Source organism: Halochromatium sp. NSM3 (genome assembly GCF_059621085.1).
Genome location: NZ_JCAQIA010000021.1, coordinates 35,019 through 61,073, shown reverse-complemented (window position 1 = coordinate 61,073; position 26,055 = coordinate 35,019). Strand labels below are relative to the sequence as shown.

The following is a 26,055-nucleotide window of genomic DNA, read 5'->3' as shown; positions in this document are numbered from 1 at the left end:
TGATCGCCGCCGCCATCCGATCGCGCTCGGCCTGGGTCGAGGCGGGTCCGACCAGCATTCCATAGCCGCCGGATTCGTTGGCCGGCTTCACTACCAGCTCGGCCATGTGCTCCAACACATACTGCAAGGCGTCCGGCTCCATGCAGCGATAGGTCGGCACGTTCGGCACGATGGGTTCTTGATTGAGGTAATAGCGGATGATCTCGGGGACGAAGGCATAGACCACCTTGTCATCGGCGACGCCGGCGCCGGGCGCATTCGCCAGCGCGACGTTACCGGCCTTCCAAGCGCGCATCAGGCCGGCGACCCCGAGCGCCGAGTCCTTAACGAAGGCTTCCGGATCGAGGAACAGATCGTCGACGCGGCGGTAGATCACATCGACCCGCGCCGGCCCGTCGACGGTACTCATGTAGCAGCAATCGTCGTCATCGACGAACAGATCGCGCCCCTCGACCAGCTCCGCGCCCATCTGCTGGGCCAGATAGGCGTGCTCGAAATAAGCCGAGTTATAAATGCCAGGCGTGAGCACGACCACCTCCGGATACTCGGCCGGCCGCGGCGAGAGCGCGGCCAGGGTATCGAACAGCTGCGATGGATAATCATCCACCGGCAGCGGCGCGTAGTGCTCGAACAGCTCGGGGAAGACGCGTTTGGTCACCAGCCGGTTCTCGAGCATGTAGGACACCCCGGAAGGCACGCGCAGATTATCCTCGAGCACATAGAGGGTACCATCGGCGTCGCGCACCAGGTCCGAGCCGCAGATATGCGCCCAGATGCCGAACGGCGGATCGATACCGATGCACTGTGGGCGGAAGTTGACCGACTTGGCCAGCACCTCGCGCGGGAAAACCTTGTCCTTGACGATGCGCTGAGCGTGGTACAGGTCATCGATAAACAGGTTCAGCGCCTGCACGCGCTGTTTGAGCCCAAGCTCGACCTGGCGCCATTCCCGCTCCGGGATCACTCGCGGGATCACATCGAACGGCCAGGCACGATCAATCGCCCCGCCCTCCTCCGAGTAGACGGTGAAGGTGATGCCCATCTCCTTGATCGAGACCTCGGCGGCAAGCTGGCGGGCGACCAATTCCTCGCCGCCGAGCGCCTGGATATCAGCGGCTAGGGCCTCGACCTCGGGGCGCGGCTCACCGCGCGCCGCAAGTAACTCGTCATAAAAGCCATCGCAATCGTATTCGGACCAATCAATCTCCATGCGCGCCGTCGCCTACCTCGATGATCTTGCGCCGGGCACAGCACCGCGGCGGGAGGCCTGATTGTTACCAGTTTGGCCGGCGTCGTCCAATCCGCCTGTCGGCGCAAGGCGGATCGGACGACGCGTTCGGGTGACCAAGCGCCTTGTTGGCCGGGTCGAGCCCTGGCTGGGACCAGCCGCAGAACGGCACCGGGAAGCGGCTGATCGAGGTCGCGAGCCAGCCACCGATCCGCACCAAGTGGCTCACACATCAATCGGTTACGAATTCTTCAACAGGTCCTGTGGATAACTCTGTGGAAAAGACGCGAACACATGGTCCAAATGCCTGTCTTGACTGAGCTGCTGACAAATTGACGATTTTTTGACCATCCGCGTAACATCTTGTTTTTATTGACGTCAACTCACAGCAAGGCGATGGGGTCTCGGTGGCGAGCGGCCAGGCCGAACAACCTGCCCCGCGTTATGAAGCCGTGTGGACAACTAAGCGCTGTAAACCTCTGACGCAACGCGTTGTCAACCATTTTTAGCAAACGGCGCTCGCGCCCGAGGCGTCAGCAGCGCAAGCGGACAGCCCCGGGAGGCGCTGACAGCCGGAGCTTGCACAGCCCGAGCAAACACATCAGGATAGCACCGCCGCCATCCAGCTTCTCGCATCGCAGCAGGGAGTCACCCCCACCGGCATGACACCAGACGCGCTCCAACCCGTTCGCGATCACATCGCCTCGCGCATCATCGGCCAGCAGCGCTTTGTCGACAGCATGCTGGTCTGCCTGCTCAGCGATGGCCATCTGTTGGTCGAGGGCATGCCGGGGCTGGCCAAGACCACCGCCGTCAAGGCTCTGGCCGATGCCATCGAAGGCGATTTCCACCGCATCCAGTTCACGCCGGACCTCTTGCCCTCGGACCTGATCGGCACCGATATCTACCGCCACGAAAAGGGCGAGTTCGAGTTCCGCGAAGGCCCCCTGTTCCATAACATCCTGCTCGCCGACGAGGTCAATCGCGCCCCGGCCAAGGTGCAATCGGCCCTGCTTGAGGCGATGGCCGAGCAGCAGATCACCGTCGGTCAGCGCACCTACCCCCTGCCCGACCTGTTCATGGTGCTCGCGACCCAGAACCCGGTCGAACAGGAAGGCACCTACCATCTGCCCGAGGCCCAGCTCGACCGCTTTCTGATGCAGGCTGTGGTCACCTATCCAACCCGCGACGAGGAGCTGCGCATCCTCGAGCTGGACGCCAGCGCCCAGCAACGCACCGAGGTCATCCCGCCAAAACGCCTCAGCCAGCAGGAGCTGTTCGCGATGCGCCGGGCGGTCTCGGCGCTCTATTTGGACCCGACACTGCTCAGCTACATCGTCGATCTCGTCCAGGCCACGCGCCAGCCGAAGCGCTACGACGACGCCCTCGCGCGCTGGTGCCGCTTCGGTGGTTCACCCCGCGCCAGCATCGCGCTGGCCCGCTGCGCGCGCGCCCGCGCCTGGCTCGATGGCGATGAATTCGTCGCCCCGCATCATATCCAACTGATCGCTCCCGAGGTGCTGCGCCACCGGCTGCTGTTGACCTTCGAGGCCGAGGCCGAGGGCATCACCACCGACGAGTTCATCGACCGGCTGCTGAATCTCGTGGCGATTCCCTAACCCGGGCGGCGTCGGCACGTGAGTCTCTATCCCCGCCTCGACGACCTGCTCGAACTCAGGCACCAGGCCCACACCCTCGGCGTCTCCTCCCATCATCTGGTCAACTCGACCTTCGCCGGGCTCTATGCCTCGGTGTTCCGCGGCGCCGGCGTCAACTTCGAGGAAGTGCGCGAGTACCGCGAGGGCGACGATATCCGTTACATGGATTGGAAGGTCACGGCGCGCATCAACGAGCCGCACCTAAAGATCTTTCGCGAAGAGCGCGAGCGCAGCGTGATGCTCTGCGTCGACCGTGGGCCGCATATGACCTTCGGCACCCGCAGCACCTTCAAGTCGGTGCAGGCGGCGCGTGCGGCGGCCTTGATCGGCTGGGCGGCTAGCCGACTGCAAGATCGCGTCGGCGGGATGGCCTTCGGCGACCCCGAGCGAGGCTTGCAGCACTTCCGCCCAGCGCGCGGGCGGCGTGCGCTCTGGCAGCTATTACGCACCCTGACCCTGCCCGGCTCGGCCGCGAGCGCCTCGATCGATTGCTTGGCCGGGGCGCTGAAGCGCGCCGCCCGTGGCCTGCCGACCGGTTCGCTGATCTTTGTCATCGCTGACTTCAACCGCGAGGTGCGCGATCTGGAATCGGTGCTCGGCAACCTCAGGCAGCGCAGCTCGGTGGTGTTGATTCCGGTCGATGATCCGGCCGATCGCGAGATCCCGGCGATGGGTCAGGTCAGCTTCCGTGGCACCGATGGCCGTTTGCTCGTCATCGATACCGATGACGAGCAAGCCCGGCAGGTCTATCGCAAGGCCTGGGAACAACGCCGCCAGACCCTGTCGGCGCTCGCTAACCGTTTGAATCTCATCCTGATGCCGATCCATACCGAACAAGACATCCATCGCAGCCTGATCGCCAGCCTTGAGCAACGCGCACGCTCGCGCGCGGTCTAGGGCATGAGCCGAGAGGCTGCGATCACCCAACCGACCAAGCGCCAAAAGAAAAGCCAAGAGCCAAGAGCGGCATAACGATTGAATCCTGATCTGCGACCACTGCGCGACATCCACGACAGCCTCGGCCACCCCTGGTGGCCGCTGGCGCCGGGCTGGTGGCTGGTCCTGTTGCTGCTTGTCGCCCTCGCGGCGCTGATCTGGCGCTATCGTCACGTCCGGATATGGCTGCCAGCGTTGCCACTGCTGCACATCGGCGACTGGCGCTGGGACGCCCGCCGCGAGCTGCAGCGCCTGCGTCGCCGACGCGAGGCGAGCCTGAAAACCCGCCTGTCCCAGCTCGCCGAGCTGCTCAAACGCATTGCCATGGCGCGCCATGGACGAGCCGCCTGTGCTGGGCTCCATGGCTCGGCCTGGCTCGCGTGGCTGAGCGCGCACGATCCGGACGGCTTCGACTGGCGCCATCAGGGCCAGCGCTTGATCCACGCGCCCTATGCCCCCGAGACGCCCGGCCCGGCGGCCGATGCCGAGGCCACACGCGAGCAAGAACGACAGCTCGAGCGGCTGATCACGGCCACCGAGCGCTGGATTATGGTTCGCCCCGCGTGCGACATGCGCAGCCCATCGACGGAGAGGGGCCGATGACCGCCTTCGAGTTCGCCTGGCCCTGGTTCGGCCTGCTGCTGCCCCTGCCCTTCGTGCTGCCCTGGCTCTGGCCGCGCCAACCCAACGCGACCAACAGCGCCGCCAACAACACCGAGCAACCGGGCGACGCTCAGCGCACCACCCTCTTGCATCCCCAGCTCGCGGCGCTTGAGCACGCCTACCGAGCACGACGCCCAGGCCCTGATCTGGCCAGCGGCCTCGGTCGCGTGCTGCTCTACCTGCTCTGGGCGGCCCTGGTCGTGGCGCTGATGCGCCCGCAATGGCTGGTGCCGCATACCGAGGTCAGCACCCCAGGCTACGATGTCATGCTCGCGGTCGATGCCTCGCACTCGATGGATGCCCTCGACTTCAGCGACCGCGACCGCGACCAGCAGGTGAACCGGATGCAGGTGGTCAAGAGCGTCATGGGACGTTTCATCGACGAGCGCGCCGGCGACCGGGTCGGACTGATCCTCTTCGGCACCGAGGCCTTCGTGCTCTCGCCGCTGACCATCGATCGCCATGCGGTGCAACACGTGCTCGAGGGCGTGGTGCCGGGTATCGCCGGCGGTAGCACCGCGCTCGGCGATGCCATTGCGCTCGGCGTCAAGAAGCTACGTCAGCGCCCGGAAGGCTCGCGCGTGATGATCCTGATTGCCGATGGCGATAACACGGCGGGCAGCTTCCAACCGCTCGAGGCCGCCGACCTCGCCCGGCTGGCCGGTATCCGCATCTATGTGATCGGGGTCGGCAGCAAACAGGCGCGCATCCCGATTCTGCATCAGGGCAAGATCGAGTACTGGGACGATCTCACCATGGACGAAGACACCTTAAGCCGGATCGCCGACATCACCGGTGGTGCCTATTTCCGTGCCACCAATACGAGCGCGCTGCGGGAGATCTCGGAGCGCATCGGCGAGTTGGAGAAGACCGAATCGGAGACACGCACCGTCTTCCTGCCCGAGCCGCTCTATCGCTGGCCTCTCGCGCTCGGCCTGCTGGCGCTGCTCGCGCTCGGTCTGTTCCCAGAGGGCCGAAGGCGCGTGCGACGGAGGGCGAACGATGCCTGAGAGCGGTTTCCACTTCACTCAGCCGTATTGGTTCCTGGGCCTGCTGGCACTGCCCCTGGTGGCGTTCTGGCGCTGGCGCAGTGCCGCCAAGGCGGCGCAGAGCGCCATCCATCGCTACGCCGATGCCCATCTGCTGCCCTACCTCACGGGGGCGCGGACACTCAGGCGCGGCGAGCGTTGGGGAGGTTTCCTGACATGGTCCCTGCTCTGGCTGCTGTTGCTGACGGCGATGGCCGGGCCGCGCTGGGACTACGCCTCGGTGCAACTCTTTCATCCCGGCGACAATCTACTGATCCTCTTGGATATTTCACGCTCGATGGACGCCACCGATACGGCCCCGAGCCGGCTTGGCCGAGCGCGCCAGGAGATCCAGGATCTGATCATCCAGAATCGCAGGCTGCGCCTTGGGCTGATCGCCTTCGCCTCGGTGCCGCATGTCATCTCCCCGGTGACCGAGGACAGCCGCGCGCTGCTGCTGGCGTTGCCAGCGCTGTCGAGCGGGCTTGCGCAACTCCAGGGCAGTCGACTCCAGACCGCGCTCGAGCGCGCCGAGCAACTGCTGGACGCCCTACCGGCGGACAGCGCCAAGGCGATGGTGCTGATCTCGGATGGCGACTTCGATGAAGCCGGACTCGAAGAGCAGGTCCGCGCACTGGCCGAACGAGGCATGCCACTGCATGTGCTCGGCGTCGGCACACCGGCAGGCGCCGAGGTGCCGGGTGAGCGCGGAGCGCTCGTTGATCCGAACGGCGTCCCGGTTCGTACCCGGCTCAACGAAGCCCAGCTCCAAGCCTTGGCCGCCGTCGGTCGGGGTCTCTACCAGCGCGCCGATTATCGAGATGCCGATACCCAAGCGATCCTAGAGGTGGCCGCTCAGGGGCGGCTGCCAGCGGCGGCGAGCACCGATCGCACCCGCGTCTGGCATGAGCGCTTCTATCTCCCAGTCGTGCTGCTGTTGCTCTTGTTGCTCCCCCGATTCCGGGACTGGCTCGGCCCCAAGCGCGGATCTGGAGTCGTCCCGCTCGCCGCGCTCTTCCTGCTCGCAATACCCCTGCTCGCCGCCACGAACCCGGCGCAGGCCGGCTGGTTCAGCAATGCCGAACAAGAGGCAATCGCGGCCTATGAGGATGGCGCCTATGCAACGGCCGCCGCAGCCTTCAGTGATCCATTCCGACGCGGGACCGCGCTCTATCGCACCGGTCGTTACGCCGAGGCCGAGGCCGCCTTCGCCGAGCCGCAGCGGGCCGCAGTGCGCACCACGGCACACTACAACCTGGGCAACGCGCGCTTTGTCCAGGGCGACTACGCCGGCGCGGTGAGCGCCTACGAGCGGGTGCTGAGCGCCGAGCCGACGCACGACGATGCATTGCACAATTTAGCGCTCGCACGCGCGCACCTGGCACGTCTTGAGCAAGAGGCCTTCGCCGAGGAACAGCAGCCCGAGCCAGAGGATGTGCCGGAGGATACGTCAGAGACTGAGCTGGCCTCGGAGGATGCTTCGGAGCAAGAAGCTGCCTCCGATGCACAGGATGAAACTGAAGCGAGCGATGCGTCGTCCGAGCAATCCCAGCCGCAAGAGGCCAGCGAGCAGGAGCAATCTGCGGAATCATCGCAAGAGCAGTCTGGCGAACAGCAGGAAGGACAGCAAGAAGAACAGCAACAGGATGAGCAATCGCCACAGGAGCAAGGCGATGAACAGCAGGACGAGCAGCAGCAAGGTCAGCAACAGGGTCAGCAGTCATCGGACGCGGGCGAGCAACAAGGCGAGGCCCAAGATCAGAATCAGACCGAGGACGCCGCATCCGAGGCCGGGTCACGATCGGACGGTGAGCGCAACGGTGACGAGCCACGCGATCCGCAAGAGGATGCCGAAGGCGACGAGCACGCCGAGACCGCCGAAAGCAGCGGCGCAGATGGCACCGGCGACGATGGACGAGACAGCGATAAGAACGCCGACGGCGAGAGCGGCGAGGACAGTGAGGATCGCAAGGCCGGTGAAACCGGCGATAGCCGCCAATCAGGCCCATCGGAACAAGGACAGGAGTCGCAAGATCAGGCTGGGGAACGCGACTCAACCGATGAGCAGGCAGACGCGACCGAGTCACAGGAGGAGCCCGAGCAGTCCAGTGCCGGAGGTGATGACGAGGAGCGCGCTGCCGACAACGCTCCCGGAGATACCGAGGACCTCGGTGACACCGGCGCCGCCGGCGCCGCCGGCGACGCAGCCAACCCCGACCTCGGCGCTGCGGACCAAGCCGCCAAAACTATCGATCGCTTCGATCAGCGGGGTGCCCAGCCCTGGCAGACATTGGACCCCGAGAAGGGCTTGAGCGACCAACCCAGCCTCGATGGCGAAGCCGCGATCGGTGCCGGCAGTGCCGTCATGGAACAACGCCTGCAGCAGGTCGAGGGCGATCCTACCCGCTTGATGCGCAATCAATTCCGGCTCGAAGAAGCGCGACATCTGCGCGAGAGTGGTGGTCGCTTGCAGGAGCCTCGACCATGGTAGCTGCGGCCCATCGTCCCCATCAGGGCCCCTGCCAGAGGCGTTTGTTCATCGTGCTGGCAATGGCGCTGCTGCTCGGCTGGAGTGCCGGCGCAGCAGCGCAGGGTCTGCCAAGTCTCGATCCGAACCAGCCCCGATTAGCTCAGGCTTACCCGCAACAACCGGTCAATCCGTGGACCTTCCGCCCTAGGCCGCCGACCAATGAGCGCGGCACCCCACCCGCGTCAACCTCGGAACAACGATCGTCAGCGGGCTATCCACAGGGCGGATACTGGCCATCCGTCCCCAGGCCCTATCCCGGCGCCACCCCGCCAGGCGGCTATCCAGGCGCGTACCCAGGCCCCTATCCGAGCACCTCCGGCGGCTACGACCCCTATGGACAGCGCAGTCGCTCCGTTGAGCGCCCGTCCTTGGAGGTCGCGCTGCTGGAGCACAGGGCCTATGTCCAGCAGCCGATCTTGGTGCGGCTCGACGTTCTGAGTTCCGGCAATCTGGCCACGGCCTCGCCAGAACTCTCTGGCTTCGACGCGATTCTGCTCGAGGAGATCGAGGGACCAACGACCAGTGTGCGCGGCAGCGGCCGAGCGCGACAGATCGTCAACAGCTATCTGCTCGCACTGACGCCGCTGCGTGCCGGCATGCTCGAGATCGGCCCCTTCAAGGTCTCGGGCACCCTCGCCGGCGGCGTACCATTCTCGGCGGTTGCCGCCGCACCCAGCCGGCTCGAGGTCCGCCCAGTGGTCGCTACGGTGCAGCCCTGGCTGCCATTGCGGGTCTTACGGCTGACCCGCAAGCTGGATGATACGGCGCCCCTCACCGAAGGCCGGCCAACCACACTGACCTTGCGCCTGCAGGCCACCGGCGGCTTGGGCAACCAGCTGCCGAGCCTGGCGTCGATGCTCGCCTCCAGCGATTTCCGCGCCTATCCCGAGCAGACCCGCGTCGAGACACGGCTCAGCGACGACGGACGCACGCTCGAGGGCACCCGAACCGAGGTCTACACCCTGGTGCCCTACTCCGGTGGCCGTCTCCAGCTCCCCGAAATGCGGGTCAACTGGTGGAACGTCGAGCACGACCGGCACGAGCGTTCGGGGGTGCCGATCCGAACCCTCTCGGTCGCCGGAGAGGCCGGGCCCTTCGGCTTTGGACGCGGCTCGGCTGCCATCAGCGGCGACAGCGAGGGGTGGACCTGGTTCTGGCTCCCGGTAGGCGGCATCCTGCTGCTGCTGATCGGTTACTGGGCCGGCGTCTGGTATCGGTTGCGGGGGCCTGGCGCCCAGGGCGAGATGCGGCGCGAGACGCGGGCCGAGGCGCAGGCGCGCTGGTCAGAAACCCGTGCGCGGGCGCGTCTTACGCAGGTCGCTCCGCGCATCGGTGCGCGACTCGGCCAAGCACTGCGGCAAGGACTGCGCCGGCTCGACCCACGCCCGCCAACCACCGCCCTCTGGCGTCACTCGCGCGTGCGGCTTGCGGCGCTCATGCCCGCGAGCATGCGTGTCTATCGTTGCGCGCTCGATGCCGAGGACGCGGACAGCGCCAGCGAATGGGCGCTGCGCTTCCAACGCAGCGCCTCTCGGAACCTGCTCACGCCGACACGCGAGTCTCTGCCGCGCATGGCCGATCGCCTCCTGCGCTTACGACCGGGGGCCGATGGGGAGCGTTTGCGCGCCTTGATCCAACAGCTCGACCAGGCGCTCTACAATGGCGGCGAGCTGGATCTGAAACGCTGGAAGCGCGAACTGCGCCGCGCGCTGCGGCCAGGCTGGGGGGCTTTGCGCGGTCTCCTCGGCAACCGGCTGCAACGCGCTCGGCTGCCAGCGCTCAACCCGCGTTCGAGCGGCGCTTAACCGGCCACCTCGTATTCCGTCTTGGAGCCGGTCAGATCCCAGGCGAAGGTACAGTCGAGATGCGACAGCACCGAGATCAGACCGCTCTCGCCGTCCTCCACCATCACCGCCACCGGCGCGCGCTTGCCGAACTGTTTGTTGCCGCGCTTCACCCACAAGTCACGCATCTCTGGATTACGTGGAAAATAGGTCTGCAAGGCCTCTTCGATGCGCAGCAGATAGGTCACCCGGCGGTTGACTTCGACAGTATCGGGGAATGGCTCTTCCTCGCGAAAACGCGCGATATGACGAGCCTTCACGCTCTCGGGCAGCTGTAGCAGGACCATTATGTCCGACGCGGATAGGTTCCAGCTTTCGAGCAAACTCATGGTGCGCTGGGTCAGGGTCAGACGTTCATCGGGAGTGAGATCAGACATGGGTGAGAACCACCTGAATTATCGGGCAAATGGCATGGATAAAATCGCATCGCTCAGACAGTGACGGCCAAAACCCAGTATACAACCCGGGAAAAGACGATGAGCCCAGCCGATTCAACCCCGCGCTATCCGCCGTCGCAGCAGGAGCAGCCGCCGCAGAAGCAAGCGCAGCAGAAGCAGGTGCAGCAGGAGCAGCAGACGCGGCAGGAAACAGGCTGGCAATTCTGGGTCGACCGCGGCGGCACCTTCACCGACATCGTCGGCCGCCGCCCGGATGGTCAACTGGTGACGCAAAAACTGCTCTCCGAGAACGCCGAAGCCTACACCGATGCAGCCATCCAAGGCATTCGGCGGCTGCTCGCGTTGGCACCGGAGGAGCCACTGCCGAGCGCGGCCATTAAGGCGGTGAAGATGGGTACCACAGTCGCGACCAACGCCCTCCTCGAGCGCAAGGGCGATCGCGTGTTGCTGCTGGTCACGCGCGGTTTCCGCGACGCGCTGCGCATCGGCGATCAGGCTCGCCCGCAGCTGTTCGAGCGTCAGATTCGACTGCCGCAGATGCTCTACGAGCGCGTCGAAGAGGTCACCGAACGCGTCGGCGCCGATGGCCGCCTGGTCATTCCGCTCGATCTCGATGCGCTACGCCCGCGCTTGGAACAGGCCCACCGCGACGGCATCCGCGCCATCGCCATCCTCTGTCTGCACGGCTACCGTTACCCCGAGCACGAGCAACGGATCAAGACGCTCGCCAAGGAGATCGGTTTTACCCAGATATCCACGAGCCATGAGACCAGCCCGCTGATCAAGCTCATCGGTCGCGGCGACACCACCGTGGTCGACGCCTATCTCTCGCCGTTGCTGCGACGCTATGTCGATCAGGTCGAATCGCAACTTGGCCAGGGCGCTGACAAGGTGCGTTTGCAGTTCATGCAATCGCATGGCGGACTGACCGATGCGCACCTGTTCCAAGGAAAGGACGCGATCCTCTCCGGCCCAGCTGGCGGCATCGTCGGCGCGGTCGAGACCTCACTCCAGGCCGGTTTCGATCGCCTGATCACCTTTGATATGGGCGGCACCTCCACCGATGTCGCCCACTACGCCGGCAGCCTCGAGCGCAGCCTCGAGACCCCGGTCGCCGGCGTGCGCCTGCGCGCGCCGATGATGCAGATCCACACCGTCGCCGCTGGCGGCGGCTCGCTGTGCCAGTTCGACGGCGCACGCTATCGGGTCGGACCGGAGAGTGCCGGCGCCGATCCGGGGCCGACCTGTTACCGGCACGGAGGACCGCTCGCGGTGACCGACTGCAACCTGATGCTCGGCAAGCTGCAGCCGGGCTTCTTTCCGGCGGTGTTCGGGCCGACGCAGGATCAGCCGCTCGATCTAGATGCGGTGCAGACCGCGTTCAGCGCACTGGCCGATGAGGTTGCCAGGGCAACCGGCGATTGGACCAGCCCAGAGCAGGTCGCCGAGGGCTTCCTGCGCATCGCGGTCGAGAACATGGCCAATGCGATCAAGACCATCTCGGTGCAGCGCGGCTATGACGTGAGCGACTACACCCTGGTCAGCTTCGGCGGCGCCGGCGGCCAGCATGCCTGCGCGGTGGCCGACGCGCTTGGCATGCCGCGCGTGTTGCTGCATCCGCTCGCCGGCGTGCTCTCGGCCTACGGCATGGGGCTCGCCGAGGTGCGCGCGCTGCGCGAGCGCTCGCTCGAGCAGCCGCTGGACGAGGCGCTCGACAGCGGCGAGCTGGCGGCGGCGCTCAATGCGATCGCAGCCGAGGCCGAGCAGGAGCTGCACGCCCAATCGATCCCGCCCGAGCGCATCGAGCTGCGCTGCCGGCTGCATCTGCGTTATCAAGGATCGGACACCGCGCTTGAGGTGGACCTTGGTCGTCACGGCAATGAAAGCAGCAGCTACGCGAGCGTCAGTAAAAGCCGGAAGGATATTGGCAAGAGCGGCAGTATCGGCAGCGATGGCAACCACAACACCGCTATCGGTAGCAGCAACGGAAACGAAGCAAGCTCGGCAGGACTCGCCGCAGAGATCACGCGCACCTTCGAGGCCACTTATCGCGCGCGCTTCGGCTTCCTGATGCCCGGCACACCGCTGATTGCGGCGAACGTCGCCGTCGAAGCCATCGGCAAGGCCGAAGGCTCCACCTCAGTGCCGAAGGCATCAAAGGGGCCCGTTCCGCCACCGAGCGCGACCGTCTCGGTCTTCAGCGGCGGCGGCTGGCATCCAACCCCGCTATTCGAGCGCACTGCCTTGCACTCGGGCAACCGCATCGCCGGCCCCGCGATCATCGTCGAGCAGACCGGCACCACAGTGGTCGAGCCGGGCTGGCAGGCCGACGTGACCGAACTCGGCCATCTGCTGCTGCAACGGGTCGAGGCCCGCACCGGAGCCCGAGCGATCGGCACCGACTGCGATCCGGTGATGCTCGAGGTCTTCAACAATCTCTTCATGTCGATCGCCGAGCAGATGGGCTACCGGCTGCAGAACACCGCCTTCTCGGTCAACATCAAGGAGCGGCTCGATTTCTCCTGCGCCCTGTTCGACCCCGATGGCGCCCTAGTCGCCAATGCCCCGCATATCCCGGTGCACCTCGGCTCCATGGGTGAAAGTGTGCGCGCGGTGATCCGGCAGAATGCTGGCCGCATGGCGCCGGGCGATGTCTATGCGCTGAACGCACCCTACAACGGCGGTACCCATCTGCCCGATGTCACCGTCATCACGCCGGTGTTCGATGCCGCTGGCGAGCAGATCCTGTTCTATGTCGGCAGTCGCGGCCATCATGCTGATATCGGCGGCATCAGCCCCGGCTCGATGCCGGCGCGCTCGCGGAGCGTCGACGAGGAAGGCGTGCTGATCGACAACCTCAGGCTGGTCAAGCGCGGCATCTTCCAGCGCGAGGCGGTGATGGCGCTGCTCAACGCGGGCCCCTACCCGGTGCGCAACCCCGAGCAAAACCTCGCCGACCTGCAGGCGCAGATCGCAGCCAACGCCAAGGGTGTCGAGGAGCTGCTGAAGATGGTCGAGCACTTTGGCCTCGCCACCGTGCAGGCCTACATGGGCCATGTCCAATCCAATGCGGAAGAATCGGTGCGTCGCGTCATCGACGCACTGAAGCCGGGGCGTTTCAGCGTTGAGATGGACGACGGCGCGGTGATCGCGGTGGCGATCTCGATCGATCGGCAGCGGCGCCAGGCGCGCGTCGACTTCACCGGTACCAGCCCACAACAACCCAACAACTTCAATGCCCCGGCCGCCATCTGTCACGCCGCCGTGCTCTATGTCTTCCGCACCCTGGTCGCGAACGCGATCCCGCTGAACGAAGGCTGCCTCAAGCCGATCGAGCTGATCATCCCCGAGGGCTCGCTGCTCAACCCGCGCTATCCGGCCGCAGTGGTCGCCGGTAACGTCGAGACCAGCCAGGCCATCACCGATGCCCTCTATGGCGCCCTCGGCGTGCTCGCCGCAGCCCAAGGCACCATGAACAACACCACCTTTGGCAACGCGCGCGTTCAATACTACGAGACCGTCTGCGGCGGTTCCGGTGCCGGCCCCGACTTCGACGGCACCGCTGCCGTGCAGACGCACATGACCAACTCGCGCCTGACCGACCCCGAGGTGCTGGAGTGGCGTTTTCCGGTGCGGCTGGAATCCTTCGCCATCCGCAGCGGCTCGGGCGGCCATGGTCGCCACTGTGGCGGCGATGGCGTCGAGCGGCGTATCCGCTTCCTGGAGCCGATGGACGTCGGCATCCTCGCCAATCGCCGACGGGTTCCGCCCTTCGGCCTCGCCGGCGGCGAGCCGGGCGCCTGCGGTCGCCACTGGATCGAGCGCGTGGACGGGAGCATCGAGCCGCTCGAGAGCGCCGATACGCACTCCGTCGCGCCAAACGATGTCTTCGTGCTGCAAACGCCGGGCGGCGGTGGTTTTGGCGAGGCATGACATCCTTATCACGCGCATGGTCAAGCCAGAATAGCCGCCTAGTGTACGATATAGACCCAATCATGCAGATGCCGACTTGAGAGCATGAAGCGCAGACTGCGTAAGAAGAAACACCTTGCTGAGTTCACTGAGTGGGGACGACAGCTCATTGCCACTCGCAACACTAAGGCAAACGCCGACGCGTTTCAGGATGCGTTCATCCTTGAGGCGATCGAAGGCAATGGGTGCTACTGCGGCGGAGGCATGTCGGAAGACCAAATCAACGTCATCGTCGAACTCGGCAGATCCTCCGACAACCCTGAAGAACGATTCGCCAAGGTCACTGACTGGCTTGATGGCCGCCCAGATGTCCAAGGTTGGGAGGCAGGTCCACTCTTCGACCTGTGGCATGAGGACGTCGAAGACATCGAAGAACGAAGCAAACCCCCAACCTGATGACCAAGATTCCTCAGCCAGATGAATCCAGCACTCTGGACGCAGCCGGCATCGTCTACGTCGCCGATATCGACGGCATGCCGCAGATACGCAAGCGGCCCTACCCAATGCTCCTCGGCCATGAGGCTGGCGTGATGGACAAGCAGCTCGGGCGCGGCTCAGGCGAGTTCGGCGGCCGGCTGATCGCTGTCGTGGATGACGACGCGATTCCGCCCGGCCTGCTTCGCTGCGTAGAGTGAGGCGTCGGCGCGCGCCAAGAGTGACTCGGGGCTATCGTTCTCCCTGATGCAGGTGACACCAATACTGACGGTGAGTGCGATCCGATGAGATTCAAAGATCCTTGGCTCTGCGGCAACGACGGCACGGATACGCTCTGCGGTTTGCATAGCGCCCTCGGGACCGGTCTCGAACAAGAGCGCGGCGAATTCCTCGCCGCCGAGTCGCGCAAGGAGATCACCGCGTCGCAAACAGCTTTGCGCCAGCGTCGTAAACTGGCACAGCAACGCGTCGCCGGCCGCATGACCATAGGTGTCGTTCACGGACTTGAAGTGATCGAGATCGAACGCCAGCACCGCAACGCTCAGTCCGTGGCGGCCAAAGTGCGCAATCGCCGCGTCTAGGCGTTCGAGGAACAGGCGCCGGTTTGCGATCTCGGTGAGCCCGTCGTAGAAGGCGTAATGCTGCAGCAGATCCCGCTGCTGGCGGCGTTCGTCGACATCGATATCGATGCCGCGAAAACCGATGATCTGACCAGACGAGTCGTGGATCGGCATGCCGCTGGTAGAAACCCAAAGTCGTCGACCGTTGCAGTCGACGACCTGATTCTCGAACCCGGCGAGGCAACGGCCTTCGCGGATCATGGCGAGTCCCAGGTCGCGCATGTGGTCGCGCTCTTCGGCCGGCATGATGTCCCAAAACGGGCGCCCAATGAGATCCTCGGGCTGATACCCCAGCACCGTCTCGACCGAATCCGAGACATCGGTGTAATAGCCGTTGTCGTCGGCGTCCCAGGCATAGCTCCGGCTCTGTTTCGCCAGCTCCGCGTAGCGCGCCTCGGAGTGCTCGGCGCGGTCGCGCGCCTCCGTCAGCGCCGCATTCAGTTGCTCGAGCAGCGCTGTTTCCTGGCTCGACTGCCGGTGCCGCCAGATGAAAAAGCCGGCCAGCAGCGCCGACAATGCCAGGATCACCAATGAGGCCCACAGCCAGCGAAAATCGGGTGGCGATTCTATCCAGGCCGCCAGCCAACGATTCTCGACCTCGCGACGGTCTTCTGCGGTCAGTGTTTGCGCCATGGCATCGAAGAACGGCAGCCACTCTGGACGATCGTTACGCACAGCGATCGCCAAGTCCCAGCGATCGGCAAACCGGCCGGCCACCTTCAGCTCGTGGAGCTGGACCTGCTGAATCGCGAAGGCCACGGTGGCCAGTGAGTCGATCAGCCCGTAGGCCTCACCGCGCCGGACTCGCTCCAGGCCTTCGGTGATATTCTCGACCTCGATAAATCGAATCCGTGGATAGCGCTCGCGAACCAGCTCGGTGTAGGCGTAGCCCTTCACCGCCGCCAGTGTCTTATCCGCAACCTCTTCCAGGCGGCTGACCGAGGGCGCCTCGCTGCGCGTGGCCAAGACGAATGGATAGCTGACGTAAGGCTCGGTGAACAGCCAATATGCGCTGCGGTCCGGGGTCTTCATGGCCAGGGTGAGCACATCGCACTCGCGCTGCTTGGCCTTGTCGAGAGATTCCTCCCAAGACTCAGTCGGCACGATCTCGGTACGCAGCCAGACACGCTCGGTCATGCGCTGCCAGTAGTCGGCCGCCATCCCTTGGTGCCAGCCTTGCTTGTCGAGGTACTCGAAGGGTGCCCAGGCCGGATCGACACAGAGCCGCACCGGGCGTTCAGCGTCCGGCGCGGCGCTTGCGCCCATCAGCGGCAGCGCGGCTAGGGCCAAGAGGGCCAATAGCAGCAAACACAGGGCGAATCGTTGCACAGAGCGATCAACAAAGAGGTCACCAGTCAAGCCGCAAGGTTGACGGAAGTGCGCGTTAGAAACAATGCCAATTTAATGAGCATATCGGCGCGCCAGCGACCGCAGACGCTGCACCATCGCCGCCAAGCCGTTGCGTCGCGACAGGCTCAGATGGGCATCTAGCCCGATGCGGCTGAAAAAGGCGTCCAGATCGAACGCGAGGATGGCCGCCGCGCGCTGACCCGAGCAGAGTTGCTCGAGCAGCGCGATCAGCCCGCGCACGATATTGGCGTCGCTATCAGCCAGGAACTCGATCACATCCACGCTGCCCGGCCTCACGCGAGCCGCCAGGTAGACGGTGCTCTGGCAACCCTCAACGCGGGTCGTATCGGTCTTCATCGCCGCCGGCATCGGCGGCAACCGATCGCCGAGTTCGATCAGATACTCATGACGGGTCGGCCAATCTGGCAGCAGCTCGAAATCCGCAGCGAGCACATCAGCCGCCGCCTCGGGGGAGTCGGCGGTTGCGGGCGGATAGGGCTGAACAGCCGCGCCTGTCCCTGGTTCCTGCCCTGACTGCTGCCTAGACTCCTGTCCTGGCCCGCTGCTCAACCGTGCGCCAGCCGCTCTGGAGGTGGACTCAGCAGCCGCTGATGCGGCAACCTGCGCGCGCTCGATGATCGCGCCGAGCGCATCGGCCAGCCGGTCGATATCGTCTCGATCGTTATAGAGCGCCAGCGAGGCGCGCGCGGTCCCGGCCAGGCCGAGGCGTTCCATCAACGGCTGACAGCAATGATGGCCGGTGCGGATGCAGATCCCGCGCAGGTCGAGCTGGGTGCCCACATCGAGCGTGGAGACCGGTGGATCGGTGAGCACGAACGAGAGCACGGCGCTCTTCCTCGCCGCCGTGCCCTTGAGCACCAGCCCTGGGATCGCGCGCAGCCGCTCGGTCGCGTAGGTGAGCAAACCTTGCTCATAGGGACCGATCCGCGCGAGCCCGATCGCCTCGATCCAGCGAATCGCCGCCCCCAGCCCAACCGCACCGGAGATGTTCGGCGTGCCAGCTTCGAAGCGGTTCGGCAACCCGGCATAGGTGCTGCCCTCGAAGCGCACTTGCTCGATCATGTCGCCGCCACCCTGATAGGGCGGCATGGCCTCGAGCAGATGACGCTTTCCGTAGAGCACGCCGATCCCGGTCGGGCCGTAGAGCTTATGGCCGGAGAAGGCGTAGAAATCGGCATCCAGTGCCTGCACATCGGTGTGGCCGTGAGCGACCCTTTGGGCGCCGTCGATCAGGGTCAGCGCGCCGGCGGCATGGGCCTCGGCGATGATCTCGCGCACTGGATTGATGGTGCCGAGCGCGTTCGAGATGTGGTTGACCGCGACCATCCGCGTGCGCGATGAGAGCAGACGGCGATAGGCGTCCAGATCCAGCTCACCGGCCTCGTTGATCGGGATGACCTTGATCCGCGCCCCGGTGGCCTGCGCCGCAAGCTGCCAGGGCACGATGTTGGAATGGTGCTCGAGCGTCGAGAGGATGATCTCGTCGCCGGGCTGCAGATTGGCGCGTCCCCAGGTTGCGGCGACCAGGTTGATCGACTCGGTGGTGCCACGGGTGAACAGGCATTCAGCCGGCTCGGCGGCGTTGATGAACCGGGCCACCGTCGCGCGCGCCTCCTCGTAGTCTCGGGTCGCGCCCTGGGAGAGCCGGTAGACCGCGCGATGGATATTGGCATGCCGGCAGCGATGATAGTCGGCGACCGCGTCGATAACCGCCGTTGGCTGCTGGGTGCTGGCGGCACTGTCGAGAAACACCAGCGGATGCGCCCCGAACGTTTGGCTCAGGATCGGAAAGTGCGCACGAATGGCGTGGGGATCAATCGGCATCGGCGGCCTCGGCCTGCGGGTTGTCTGATATTCATGGATTCATCACTAACATGACGCTCGAAGCCTGGCTTTCTCTCGCCCTGCTCTGCCTACTCGGCGCGATGACGCCGGGGCCGAGCCTCGCGGTCGTCCTCGGCAGCCTGTTGCGCGGTGGTCGCGGTGCCGGGCTCGCGGCGGCCCTCGCCCATGGGCTCGCCGTCGGGCTCTACGCCTTGCTCACCGTCGCCGGCCTGGCGGCGGTGGTGGCCTCTTCGCCACTGTTGTTCGCCCTGCTGCAACTGGCTGCAGCCGGGTATTTGGTGTTTCTCGCCACGGGCGCCCTGCACCCTCGCGCCCGCCTACCCACGCCCGAGGGCAACGCGCCGGTGCGCTCGAGCCCGCGCCCGAGTCGAGGATCGAGCGCGCGCGATGGGTTCATGATCGCCTTCCTGAACCCGAAACTCGCGGTGTTCATGCTGGCGTTGTTCGCGCCCTTCACCAACGCCAGTCAGGATCTCACCGCCAAGGCCGTGATGGTGCTGACCATCGGTGGCATCGACGCGTTCTGGTATGCTGCGGTCGTGCTCGTGGTCGTGCGCGCCGGCCTGCTGCCGGCGCTGGAGCGCCATGCCGCGCGCATCGACCGGCTGTTCGCCATCCTGCTCTTGGCGCTCGCCGTGTTCGTCGCGAACCAGGCCATTGACGGCTTAGTGTGAACCGCGCGTATTGAACGACACCTTCCAATCCGACGCCTCGCCGTCGGCTTTGACGTTGGTCGGGATCGCAGTCAGCTCCAAGGTGCCGACCTCGGACACCTCGGCCTGCAACCGCACCGGGACGACCTCGCTGCGCTTGAGCTTGTCGGCGGGCAGACTGGTTTGGATCTCTTCCAATTCCTCGAGTTCATCCTCCGACCACTCTTCGAGCAGATCGCCGACCTGATCCTCGCGTCGAACGCTGGAGCCGAAGAAGCGGAAGCGCACCGGCTCACCGACCACCAGCCCGAACTCCTGCGGCGGCACCACCGGCTCGCTGCCTTCCTCGAGGCCGAACGGCACCACGCAGAGCGCGTGTAGCTCGGGCTCCATGCCGGGGATCGCCGGCATGCTGCGCTCGATGCCGACATAGTACGAGTGCGAGGTGCCACCACGGATCCGCACGCCGCCATGCGTGCGCGCGTAGGCATAGAAGGCCGCGCCGCGCGCCACGGCCAGATCCATGTCATGGGCCGCGAGCAACCGGGCGGGTGGCGCATCCTCGCCAGCGAGCCATTGATTGAGCACATGCAGCACCCGATCGCGCAAGACCTGGGCATTGAAGACGCCGCCGTTGAAGAGCACCGCAGTGGGATGCAGGAAGCTCGCCCAATGGGCGTGCTCGACAAAGCCTTCAAGGTCTTCGGTCGCGCCCGCCTGCTTGCCAAGGAAGGCCGCCAGATGCCGCGTCACCGCTGGATCCTGGGCGAACGGCAGGCCAACCTTGGTCAGCGCCCCCCGCGCGCGCTGGGCCGGGCGCTCGTCGACCGAGACCTCGGGGAAGAAGCCATTGATCAGCGTGGTGCTGACCTCGTCGTGGGTCAGCTCGGTGCGAATCGAGCCGCCGATCAGCTTGGCACCCCGGCTCGGCACCACGATCGGGTAGGACTCCAGATCGGCATCGGCCAGCAGCGCCTCCTTGGCCTGACGGCAGCCGTGGGTCAGCGCCTGCAGCTGCCAACGATCCAGCTCGACCCCGTTCTTCTTCAGCTTTTGCTTCACCACATGGGCCAGGGTCAGGTCCATGTTGTCGCCGCCGAGCAGGATGTGCTCACCAACCGCAACCCGGGTCAGTTCCAGCGCGCCGGCCTGCTCGGTGACCGCGATGAGCGAGAAGTCCGAGGTGCCGCCGCCGACATCGACCACGAGGATGATGTCACCGACCTTCACATCATGCCGCCAGCGCCCGAGGCTATCGTTGACCCAACTGTAGAGCGCGGCCTGTGGCTCCTCGAGCAGCACCAGGTGCTCGATGCCGACGGCCTTCGCGGCCTCGGCGGTCAGTTCGCGCGCGGCCGGATCGAACGAGGCCGGGACGGTGACGGTGACCTCCTGCTCCTCGAGCGGATCATAGGGATGGGCCCCATTCCAAGCCTCGCGCAGATGCGTGAGATAGAGCATGCTGGCCTCGAACGGCGAGATCTGCGGCACATCGGCTGGAACCTCGGGCGGCAGGATCGCGGCCTTGCGATCGACATCCGGGTGACAGAGCCAGCTCTTGGCGCTCGCCACCAGCCGGATCGGCGTGGTCAGCCCTTGCCGACGCGCATGCTCGCCGATGACGCGCGTCGGATCGCCGCCCCAGGGCAGGGTCAGATCACCCTGTTTGTGCTCGTCCGGGTGTGGCAGGTAGAGAAACGACGGCAGCAATGGACGCTCCTCGACCGAGCCCGCCGCCGTCAGCTGCGGGATCTTCAGGATGCGTTGTTCGACTTCCTCGCCCTCGCATTTTGCCGTCTCCACATAGGAGAGCGCCGAGTGCGTGGTTCCCAGATCGATGCCAATGGCATAACGCGCGGCATTCACAGCTCCACCTCCGCCGGTGCTAGGATTCGGACATCACGACTGCTCGCCACCTGTGGCAGATGTACCTCGAGCGCACGCCAACCACGGTGAACCAGTGCGCCGGTGAACGGCGGCTCGCCGATGACCTGGCCGGTGGGGCGCTCGGCGGCGGGATCGAAGCCCTTGTTCAGGGTCACCTGACTGCCCTCGGGCTCTTCGCGCACGGGCGCGATACTGAGGTGATCCTTGAGCACGCGCTGACAGCCGTCGTGAACGACCCGCGCCGCCGCGCCCACCTCCGGGTCCGAGTAGCTGGACACCTCCTCTTGGAGGAAATCGAGGAACCGTCCTTCCTTTTGCAATAACGACAGCAGCACCAGTGCCGAGTCCGGTCCGGATTCCTGCAGCACTGCAGCCGGGGCTGGAGCCGGCGGCGCCTCCGCGCGCACCGGCGGAGCATGGGATGCGCCGTCGATGTAGACATCCGTCAGGCGTTGCGCATAGTCGGCACTGACCATGGCCCGAGCGAAGCTGTAGGAGGCGATCGGTAGCCGCTTCAGCACAATCCAGGCCTCACGCACGGCGATACCGAGCCAGTAACGCGCCAGCTTCCAACCAGCGGCGGAGAGTCGCTTGAGTTCGCGCGCGGCGATACTCAGCCAATAAAGTGCCAGTTTCCAGCCAGCGGCGGAGAGTCGCTTGACTGCCTGCAACAACGGCTGTAGCCGCTGCCACAGCGACGGCTTCTCATCAGTCATCTGCACGGTCCTCTTCTCGAGCGTTGTGGTCATGCGTGATCAGCGCGACATAGTACCGCGCCGGCTTGATGCTCATCATCCACAATGGCTCGGGACAACGCCATTGGGCTGGCATAATCTGGACGATCCAGCCGATCTCTTCGCCGTTTTTTGGCAACGCAAGGGCGATATGACCGAAGACAGAGACAAGCATCAACCCATGGTGGCGAGCGCCGAGGAGCGCGGCGAGATGATCGCCGTGGCCGCCTACTATCTGGCCGAGCGCCGCAGCTTCACGGCGGGCCATGCCGTCGAGGACTGGCTCGAGGCCGAGCAGCAGATCGAGCGCATGCTTGCGGCCATTCGACGCCAGGGTATCTCGCGCCTGCAGTTCGAGCGCGCCGGGTTGCGCAATGCGCTGCGGCTCTGGGACTCGGCGACTTGGCAATAATCATGGCGATACCGTAGTATTCGTGCCTAGACAACAACGATAACGGAGCTGCCTCCACGCGAGACCAGCTCTCCAAGCCGAGACCGGGGCGGTCACTGCGTCAACCGCTCGCGTCCACAAGCGACCGATTACCACTAGCTCGCGAGGGTTCACATGCCTACCCCAAAACGGCACGACGAGGCGAAGCCCCATCAGCGCGGACGGCGCATGGGGATCCTGCTCGTCAGCGCCCTGTTTCTCGCCGGCATCGGCTTCACGGCACTCTTCGAGACCGGCATCGCCTACACCAACGAGATGGAGTTCTGCGTCTCCTGCCACACGATGCAAACAGTCTACGAGGAGTACCAGGAGAGCCTGCACTTCCGCAATCAGTCCGGGATCCAGGCGACCTGCTCGGATTGTCATGTGCCAAAACCGTTCATCCCCAAGCTCGTCACCAAGGTCATCGCCGCCAAGGATGTCTACCACGAGATCCTCGGCACCATCGACACCGAGGAGAAGTTCGATGCTCACCGCTGGGACATGGCCTCGCGGGTCTGGGCGAAGATGGAGCGCAGCGACTCGCGCGAGTGCCGCGCCTGCCACGAGTTCAAGAACATGGATCTCTCCGAGCAAGGCCGCACGGCGCGCCGGCGTCATGCCAGTGCCGAGGAGCGCGGCCAGACCTGCATCGAGTGCCACAAGGGCATCGTGCATTACGAACCGCTCAAACCACGTGATGACTGAAGCTGTCGGGGCTGGCGCCCGCCGCCGCGCTCCAGCAAGGGGATCCCACCATGTTGACTAGGCTCGCTTACGCATTTGTCATCACCGCCGCCCTGTTCGTCGCCGCACCCGCCGTCGCCGGCAACGACGACCTCGATCGCGAGCTACGGCTAGCGGCGATGATCGGCGATACCGAGGCGGTCTCCGATCTGCTCGATCAGGGCGCCGACCTGAACGCCAGTAGCACCTTTGGCAAGACCGCGTTGATGACGGCGGTCGAGGGTGACAATCTGGAGACCGTCGCCCTCCTCCTGTCGCGCGGCGCGGACGTCAATGCGCGCACCGCCGCCGGCTGCACCGCCCTAACCTTCGCCGCCGAGAACGGCCATTCCGGCATCAGCGCGCTGCTCATCGAGCGCGGCGCCCATGTGCACGACCGCACCCGCGCCGGCTGGGATGCGCTGATGATCAGTGCCCGCTACGGCCTGAACGACATCGTCGAGCAGCTGCTCTATCGTGGCGCCGACCCCAAGGCCGCCGACAAGGATGGACGCACCGCGCTGATGCAGGCGGCCGAAAAGGGCCATCCAGGGGCCGTCTCACTGCTCGCTCGCCATGGCGCCGACGTCAACGGGCGTGATAACGAGGGCGCGACCGCCCTGATCATCGCCGCCGACCACGGTCATGCCGAGGTCGTCGAGACGCTGCTCGCGCTGGATGCGGAGATCAACGCCCGCGATGAGGCCGGCACCACGGCGTTGCTGTGGGCGGTCAATCACGGCTTTGGCGAGATCGCAACAATGTTGCTGCAACAGGGCGCTGATCCAAACCTGCAGGATAACGACGGGATGTCGGCGCTGATGGAGGCCGTCAGCAGCCACCATAACGAGATGATTACCCCACTGCTCGAGCATCAGGCCGATCCGGCGCTCACCGACACCCAAGGGCACACCGCCGCCGACCTCGCGCGCGCCACCGACAACACCGAAGCAATCGACTTCATGAGGCAGCCCTAGCTCGCGCAAGCGCTCGCCTCGACCAAGATGCGCGAACCGGGCGACGAGGAGCCCGGTCTGCGCAGATCGGGACGGAGACCCCCTCCGCGCCCACGCTCGCATAAAACCCCATAGGAGGAAGCATGGCCAAACACGCATTGAAACTGGCTCTTGCAGGCGGGGCGCTTGCCCTCGGCCTGTCATCCGGTGCCCATACCGAAGAGATCGCCAGTGGCAAGATGCTGGTCGATACCTGCGCTGGCTGCCACGGCACCCATGGCAACAGCGTTGGCCCGGCCTCGCCGAGTATTGCCGGCATGGACCCACTGGTGTTCTCCGACATGATGGTCGCCTTCCAAGAGGACGACACCTACTCGACCATCATGGGCCGTATTGCTCGCGGCTATAACGAGGACGAGATCGAGCAGATGGGCGAATACCTCAAGGAACAGCCCTTCGAACCCGTCGAGCAGAACTATGACGAGGCACTGGTCGCCGACGGCGATGCCTACCACGAGAAATTCTGCTCCAACTGCCACGAAGAAGGCGGCAAGGCGCTCGTCGATGTCGAGGATTACATCATCCTCGCCGGCCAGTGGACCCCGTACCTCAAGTACGCCATGGAAGACTTCCTCGAGGATCGCCGGATGACGCCAAAGAAGATGGCCCGCAAGCTCGACCAGATGCTCGAAGACCATGGCGAGGAGTCACTCGATGCCCTCTACGCCTACTACGCCAGCCAGCAAGACTACAAACAGGAGTGAGTGCAGATGACCATGAATCGACGTGATTTCGTCAAGACCACCGGAGCCGTTGCGGCGGTTGGTGCATTCGGGTTCCCGCACATCGCCCGCGCCCAGGGCAAGAAGGTGGTCGTTGTCGGTGGCGGCACCGGCGGCGCCACTGCGGCCAAGTACATCAAGATGGCCGACGAGAGCATCGACGTGACCATCGTCGAGCCGAGCAAGGAGTATTACACCTGCTACATGAGCAACGAGGTGTTGAGCGGCGAGCGCAAGCTCGAGTCGATCCGCCACGGCTACGACGGCTTGAAGTCGCTGGGCATCAACCTCGTGTTCGAGAAAGCGACGTCCATCGATCCCGAGAAAAAGGTGGTCAAGACCGAGGGTGGGCAGGAGCTGGCGTATGATCGCGCCGTGGTCGCGCCCGGCATCTCGCTCCTCTATGACAAGATCGAGGGCTATAGCAAGGAAGCTGCCGAGAAGATGCCGCATGCCTGGAAGGCCGGCGAGCAAACCAAGATCCTGCGCAGCCAGCTCGAGGCCATGGACGATGGTGGCGTGGTCGTGATTGCCGCGCCCGCGAATCCGTTCCGCTGCCCGCCCGGTCCTTACGAGCGTGCGAGTCAGATCGCGATGTATCTCAAAGAGGCCAAACCAAAGTCGAAGGTGATGATCTTCGACAATAAGTCGGCCTTCTCGAAGCAGGGTCTGTTCACTCAGGGCTGGGAACGGCTCTACGGATTTGGCACCGAGAACGCCATGATTGAGTGGTTGCCAGGGCCGGATTCAGCTGTGGTCTCGGTCGACCCCGAGGCGATGACGGTCGAAACCAGCTTTGGTGACGAAGTTGAAGGCGCCGTGATCAACATCATCCCGCCACAGGCTGCGGGCCAGATCGCGCTCGATGCGGGGCTCGCCGACGACAGCGGTTGGTGCCCGGTGGACAAGAAGACCTTCGAGTCGACCTTGCACAATGGCATTCATGTGATCGGCGATGCCTGCATCGCGACGGCGATGCCGAAATCGGCCTACTCGGCCAACAGCCAGGGCAAGGTGGCCGCCGCTGCGGTGATCGCCATGCTCAATGACAAGGAACCCGGCATTCCGGCCTACGTCAACACCTGCTACTCGATCATCGGCAAGGACTACGGCATCTCGGTCGCCGCCGTCTATCGCTTGAGCGAGGATGGCTCGACCATCGCCGGGGTTGAAGGCTCGGGCGGCTTGACGCCCTCCGACGCCCCGGAGTTCGCGCTCAAGCGCGAGGTCCAGTACGCCTACAGTTGGTACAACAACATCGTCGCCGATACCTTCGGCGGCTAAATCCTGGCGACGATGCAATCAAGGGGGCCGAGGCCCCCTTGTTTTTTCATACCATCCAACACCGGATGGCCTTGC

Annotated in this window: 20 protein-coding genes; 14 read left to right on the top strand and 6 right to left on the bottom strand. The window is 65.1% G+C overall.

The window, feature by feature from the left end:
- On the bottom strand, positions 1 to 1,210 hold a 1,210-nt coding region (locus tag AC54T3_RS10605; RefSeq protein WP_496624562.1), incomplete at its 3' end, for a circularly permuted type 2 ATP-grasp protein.
- A gap of 680 nt (positions 1,211 to 1,890) precedes the next feature.
- Between AC54T3_RS10605 and AC54T3_RS10600 the strand changes: the two genes are divergently transcribed.
- The 6 genes from AC54T3_RS10600 to AC54T3_RS10575 all read left to right on the top strand — a co-directional run bounded on the left by AC54T3_RS10600 (position 1,891) and on the right by AC54T3_RS10575 (position 9,848).
- Positions 1,891 to 2,847, top strand: coding sequence for an AAA family ATPase (locus AC54T3_RS10600; protein WP_496624560.1), 957 nt, complete (start codon positions 1,891 to 1,893; stop codon positions 2,845 to 2,847).
- 18 nt (positions 2,848 to 2,865) lie between these two features.
- Positions 2,866 to 3,783: a DUF58 domain-containing protein gene (locus AC54T3_RS10595; protein WP_496624559.1), complete on the top strand. Its 918-nt coding sequence runs from the start codon at positions 2,866 to 2,868 to the stop codon at positions 3,781 to 3,783.
- A 78-nt stretch (positions 3,784 to 3,861) separates the two neighbouring features.
- Complete coding sequence (locus AC54T3_RS10590) at positions 3,862 to 4,425, top strand: DUF4381 domain-containing protein (protein WP_496624558.1); 564 nt, start codon at positions 3,862 to 3,864, stop codon at positions 4,423 to 4,425.
- Entirely contained in the window at positions 4,422 to 5,495 is a 1,074-nt protein-coding gene (locus AC54T3_RS10585) for a VWA domain-containing protein (protein WP_496624556.1), read from the top strand. Before AC54T3_RS10590 ends, AC54T3_RS10585 begins: the two co-directional genes overlap by 4 nt.
- Positions 5,488 to 8,004, top strand: coding sequence for a vWA domain-containing protein (locus AC54T3_RS10580; RefSeq protein ID WP_496624555.1), 2,517 nt, complete (start codon positions 5,488 to 5,490; stop codon positions 8,002 to 8,004). Before AC54T3_RS10585 ends, AC54T3_RS10580 begins: the two co-directional genes overlap by 8 nt.
- Entirely contained in the window at positions 7,998 to 9,848 is a 1,851-nt protein-coding gene (locus tag AC54T3_RS10575) for a hypothetical protein (protein ID WP_496624554.1), read from the top strand. Before AC54T3_RS10580 ends, AC54T3_RS10575 begins: the two co-directional genes overlap by 7 nt.
- On the opposite strand, the gene AC54T3_RS10570 is transcribed toward AC54T3_RS10575, so the two are convergent.
- Positions 9,845 to 10,264 (bottom strand): DUF2384 domain-containing protein, encoded by a 420-nt coding sequence (locus AC54T3_RS10570; RefSeq protein ID WP_496624552.1) that lies wholly within the window; start codon positions 10,262 to 10,264, stop codon positions 9,845 to 9,847. The two genes, AC54T3_RS10575 and AC54T3_RS10570, sit on opposite strands and share 4 nt — an antisense overlap.
- Before the next feature lie 99 nt (positions 10,265 to 10,363).
- Here AC54T3_RS10570 and AC54T3_RS10565 point away from each other — a divergent pair, with 99 nt between their 5' ends.
- Positions 10,364 to 14,218, top strand: coding sequence for a hydantoinase B/oxoprolinase family protein (locus AC54T3_RS10565; protein ID WP_496624550.1), 3,855 nt, complete (start codon positions 10,364 to 10,366; stop codon positions 14,216 to 14,218).
- Positions 14,219 to 14,302: 84 nt separating this feature from the next.
- Positions 14,303 to 14,653 carry a 50S ribosome-binding protein YggL gene (locus AC54T3_RS10560; RefSeq protein ID WP_496624548.1) on the top strand — a complete coding sequence of 117 codons (351 nt, stop codon included), beginning with the start codon at positions 14,303 to 14,305 and terminating at the stop codon, positions 14,651 to 14,653.
- 158 nt (positions 14,654 to 14,811) lie between these two features.
- Here AC54T3_RS10560 and AC54T3_RS10555 read toward each other — a convergent pair whose 3' ends face one another.
- Both AC54T3_RS10555 and AC54T3_RS10550 read right to left on the bottom strand, forming a co-directional pair.
- Complete coding sequence (locus AC54T3_RS10555; RefSeq protein WP_496624546.1) at positions 14,812 to 16,641, bottom strand: diguanylate cyclase domain-containing protein; 1,830 nt, start codon at positions 16,639 to 16,641, stop codon at positions 14,812 to 14,814.
- A 72-nt stretch (positions 16,642 to 16,713) separates the two neighbouring features.
- Positions 16,714 to 18,507: a SufS family cysteine desulfurase gene (locus AC54T3_RS10550; RefSeq protein ID WP_496624544.1), complete on the bottom strand. Its 1,794-nt coding sequence runs from the start codon at positions 18,505 to 18,507 to the stop codon at positions 16,714 to 16,716.
- A gap of 50 nt (positions 18,508 to 18,557) precedes the next feature.
- Here AC54T3_RS10550 and AC54T3_RS10545 point away from each other — a divergent pair, with 50 nt between their 5' ends.
- On the top strand, positions 18,558 to 19,202 hold the full coding sequence (locus tag AC54T3_RS10545) for a LysE family transporter (RefSeq protein WP_496624543.1): 645 nt from the start codon (positions 18,558 to 18,560) through the stop codon (positions 19,200 to 19,202).
- Here AC54T3_RS10545 and AC54T3_RS10540 read toward each other — a convergent pair.
- Both AC54T3_RS10540 and AC54T3_RS10535 read right to left on the bottom strand, forming a co-directional pair.
- Positions 19,194 to 21,047 (bottom strand): Hsp70 family protein, encoded by a 1,854-nt coding sequence (locus AC54T3_RS10540; RefSeq protein WP_496624542.1) that lies wholly within the window; start codon positions 21,045 to 21,047, stop codon positions 19,194 to 19,196. The genes AC54T3_RS10545 and AC54T3_RS10540 overlap by 9 nt on opposite strands.
- Positions 21,044 to 21,784, bottom strand: a complete 741-nt coding sequence (locus AC54T3_RS10535; protein ID WP_496624540.1) for a DUF2760 domain-containing protein — start codon at positions 21,782 to 21,784, stop codon at positions 21,044 to 21,046. Before AC54T3_RS10535 ends, AC54T3_RS10540 begins: the two co-directional genes overlap by 4 nt.
- Positions 21,785 to 21,815: 31 nt before the next feature.
- Between AC54T3_RS10535 and AC54T3_RS10530 the strand changes: the two genes are divergently transcribed.
- From AC54T3_RS10530 to AC54T3_RS10510, 5 genes are all read left to right on the top strand, one after another.
- On the top strand, positions 21,816 to 22,214 hold the full coding sequence (locus tag AC54T3_RS10530) for a DUF2934 domain-containing protein (RefSeq protein WP_496624538.1): 399 nt from the start codon (positions 21,816 to 21,818) through the stop codon (positions 22,212 to 22,214).
- A 153-nt stretch (positions 22,215 to 22,367) separates the two neighbouring features.
- Positions 22,368 to 22,940, top strand: a complete 573-nt coding sequence (locus tag AC54T3_RS10525; protein ID WP_496624536.1) for a NapC/NirT family cytochrome c — start codon at positions 22,368 to 22,370, stop codon at positions 22,938 to 22,940.
- Positions 22,941 to 22,990: 50 nt separating this feature from the next.
- Positions 22,991 to 23,935: an ankyrin repeat domain-containing protein gene (locus AC54T3_RS10520; RefSeq protein WP_496624534.1), complete on the top strand. Its 945-nt coding sequence runs from the start codon at positions 22,991 to 22,993 to the stop codon at positions 23,933 to 23,935.
- A 122-nt stretch (positions 23,936 to 24,057) separates the two neighbouring features.
- The gene (locus AC54T3_RS10515; protein ID WP_496624532.1) at positions 24,058 to 24,678 is read left to right on the top strand and encodes a c-type cytochrome; all 621 of its coding nucleotides are present in this window, start codon (positions 24,058 to 24,060) and stop codon (positions 24,676 to 24,678) included.
- A gap of 6 nt (positions 24,679 to 24,684) precedes the next feature.
- Positions 24,685 to 25,980: an FCSD flavin-binding domain-containing protein gene (locus AC54T3_RS10510; RefSeq protein WP_496624531.1), complete on the top strand. Its 1,296-nt coding sequence runs from the start codon at positions 24,685 to 24,687 to the stop codon at positions 25,978 to 25,980.
- The last annotated feature ends 75 nt before the right edge of the window (positions 25,981 to 26,055 follow it).

Excerpts from the sequence above, each read along its gene's own strand:
- AC54T3_RS10530 (WP_496624538.1), top strand. The coding sequence starts at position 21,816 with ATGCGTGATCAGCGCGACATAGTACCGCGCCGGCTTGATGCTCATCAT.
- AC54T3_RS10585 (WP_496624556.1), top strand. The coding sequence starts at position 4,422 with ATGACCGCCTTCGAGTTCGCCTGGCCCTGGTTCGGCCTGCTGCTGCCC.
- AC54T3_RS10515 (WP_496624532.1), top strand. The coding sequence starts at position 24,058 with ATGGCCAAACACGCATTGAAACTGGCTCTTGCAGGCGGGGCGCTTGCC.
- AC54T3_RS10570 (WP_496624552.1), bottom strand. The coding sequence starts at position 10,264 with ATGTCTGATCTCACTCCCGATGAACGTCTGACCCTGACCCAGCGCACC.
- AC54T3_RS10580 (WP_496624555.1), top strand. The coding sequence starts at position 5,488 with ATGCCTGAGAGCGGTTTCCACTTCACTCAGCCGTATTGGTTCCTGGGC.
- AC54T3_RS10600 (WP_496624560.1), top strand. The coding sequence starts at position 1,891 with ATGACACCAGACGCGCTCCAACCCGTTCGCGATCACATCGCCTCGCGC.
- AC54T3_RS10510 (WP_496624531.1), top strand. The coding sequence starts at position 24,685 with ATGACCATGAATCGACGTGATTTCGTCAAGACCACCGGAGCCGTTGCG.
- AC54T3_RS10565 (WP_496624550.1), top strand. The coding sequence starts at position 10,364 with ATGAGCCCAGCCGATTCAACCCCGCGCTATCCGCCGTCGCAGCAGGAG.
- AC54T3_RS10545 (WP_496624543.1), top strand. The coding sequence starts at position 18,558 with ATGACGCTCGAAGCCTGGCTTTCTCTCGCCCTGCTCTGCCTACTCGGC.
- AC54T3_RS10535 (WP_496624540.1), bottom strand. The coding sequence starts at position 21,784 with ATGACTGATGAGAAGCCGTCGCTGTGGCAGCGGCTACAGCCGTTGTTG.
- AC54T3_RS10550 (WP_496624544.1), bottom strand. The coding sequence starts at position 18,507 with ATGCCGATTGATCCCCACGCCATTCGTGCGCACTTTCCGATCCTGAGC.
- AC54T3_RS10525 (WP_496624536.1), top strand. The coding sequence starts at position 22,368 with ATGCCTACCCCAAAACGGCACGACGAGGCGAAGCCCCATCAGCGCGGA.
- AC54T3_RS10575 (WP_496624554.1), top strand. The coding sequence starts at position 7,998 with ATGGTAGCTGCGGCCCATCGTCCCCATCAGGGCCCCTGCCAGAGGCGT.
- AC54T3_RS10560 (WP_496624548.1), top strand. The coding sequence starts at position 14,303 with ATGAAGCGCAGACTGCGTAAGAAGAAACACCTTGCTGAGTTCACTGAG.
- AC54T3_RS10520 (WP_496624534.1), top strand. The coding sequence starts at position 22,991 with ATGTTGACTAGGCTCGCTTACGCATTTGTCATCACCGCCGCCCTGTTC.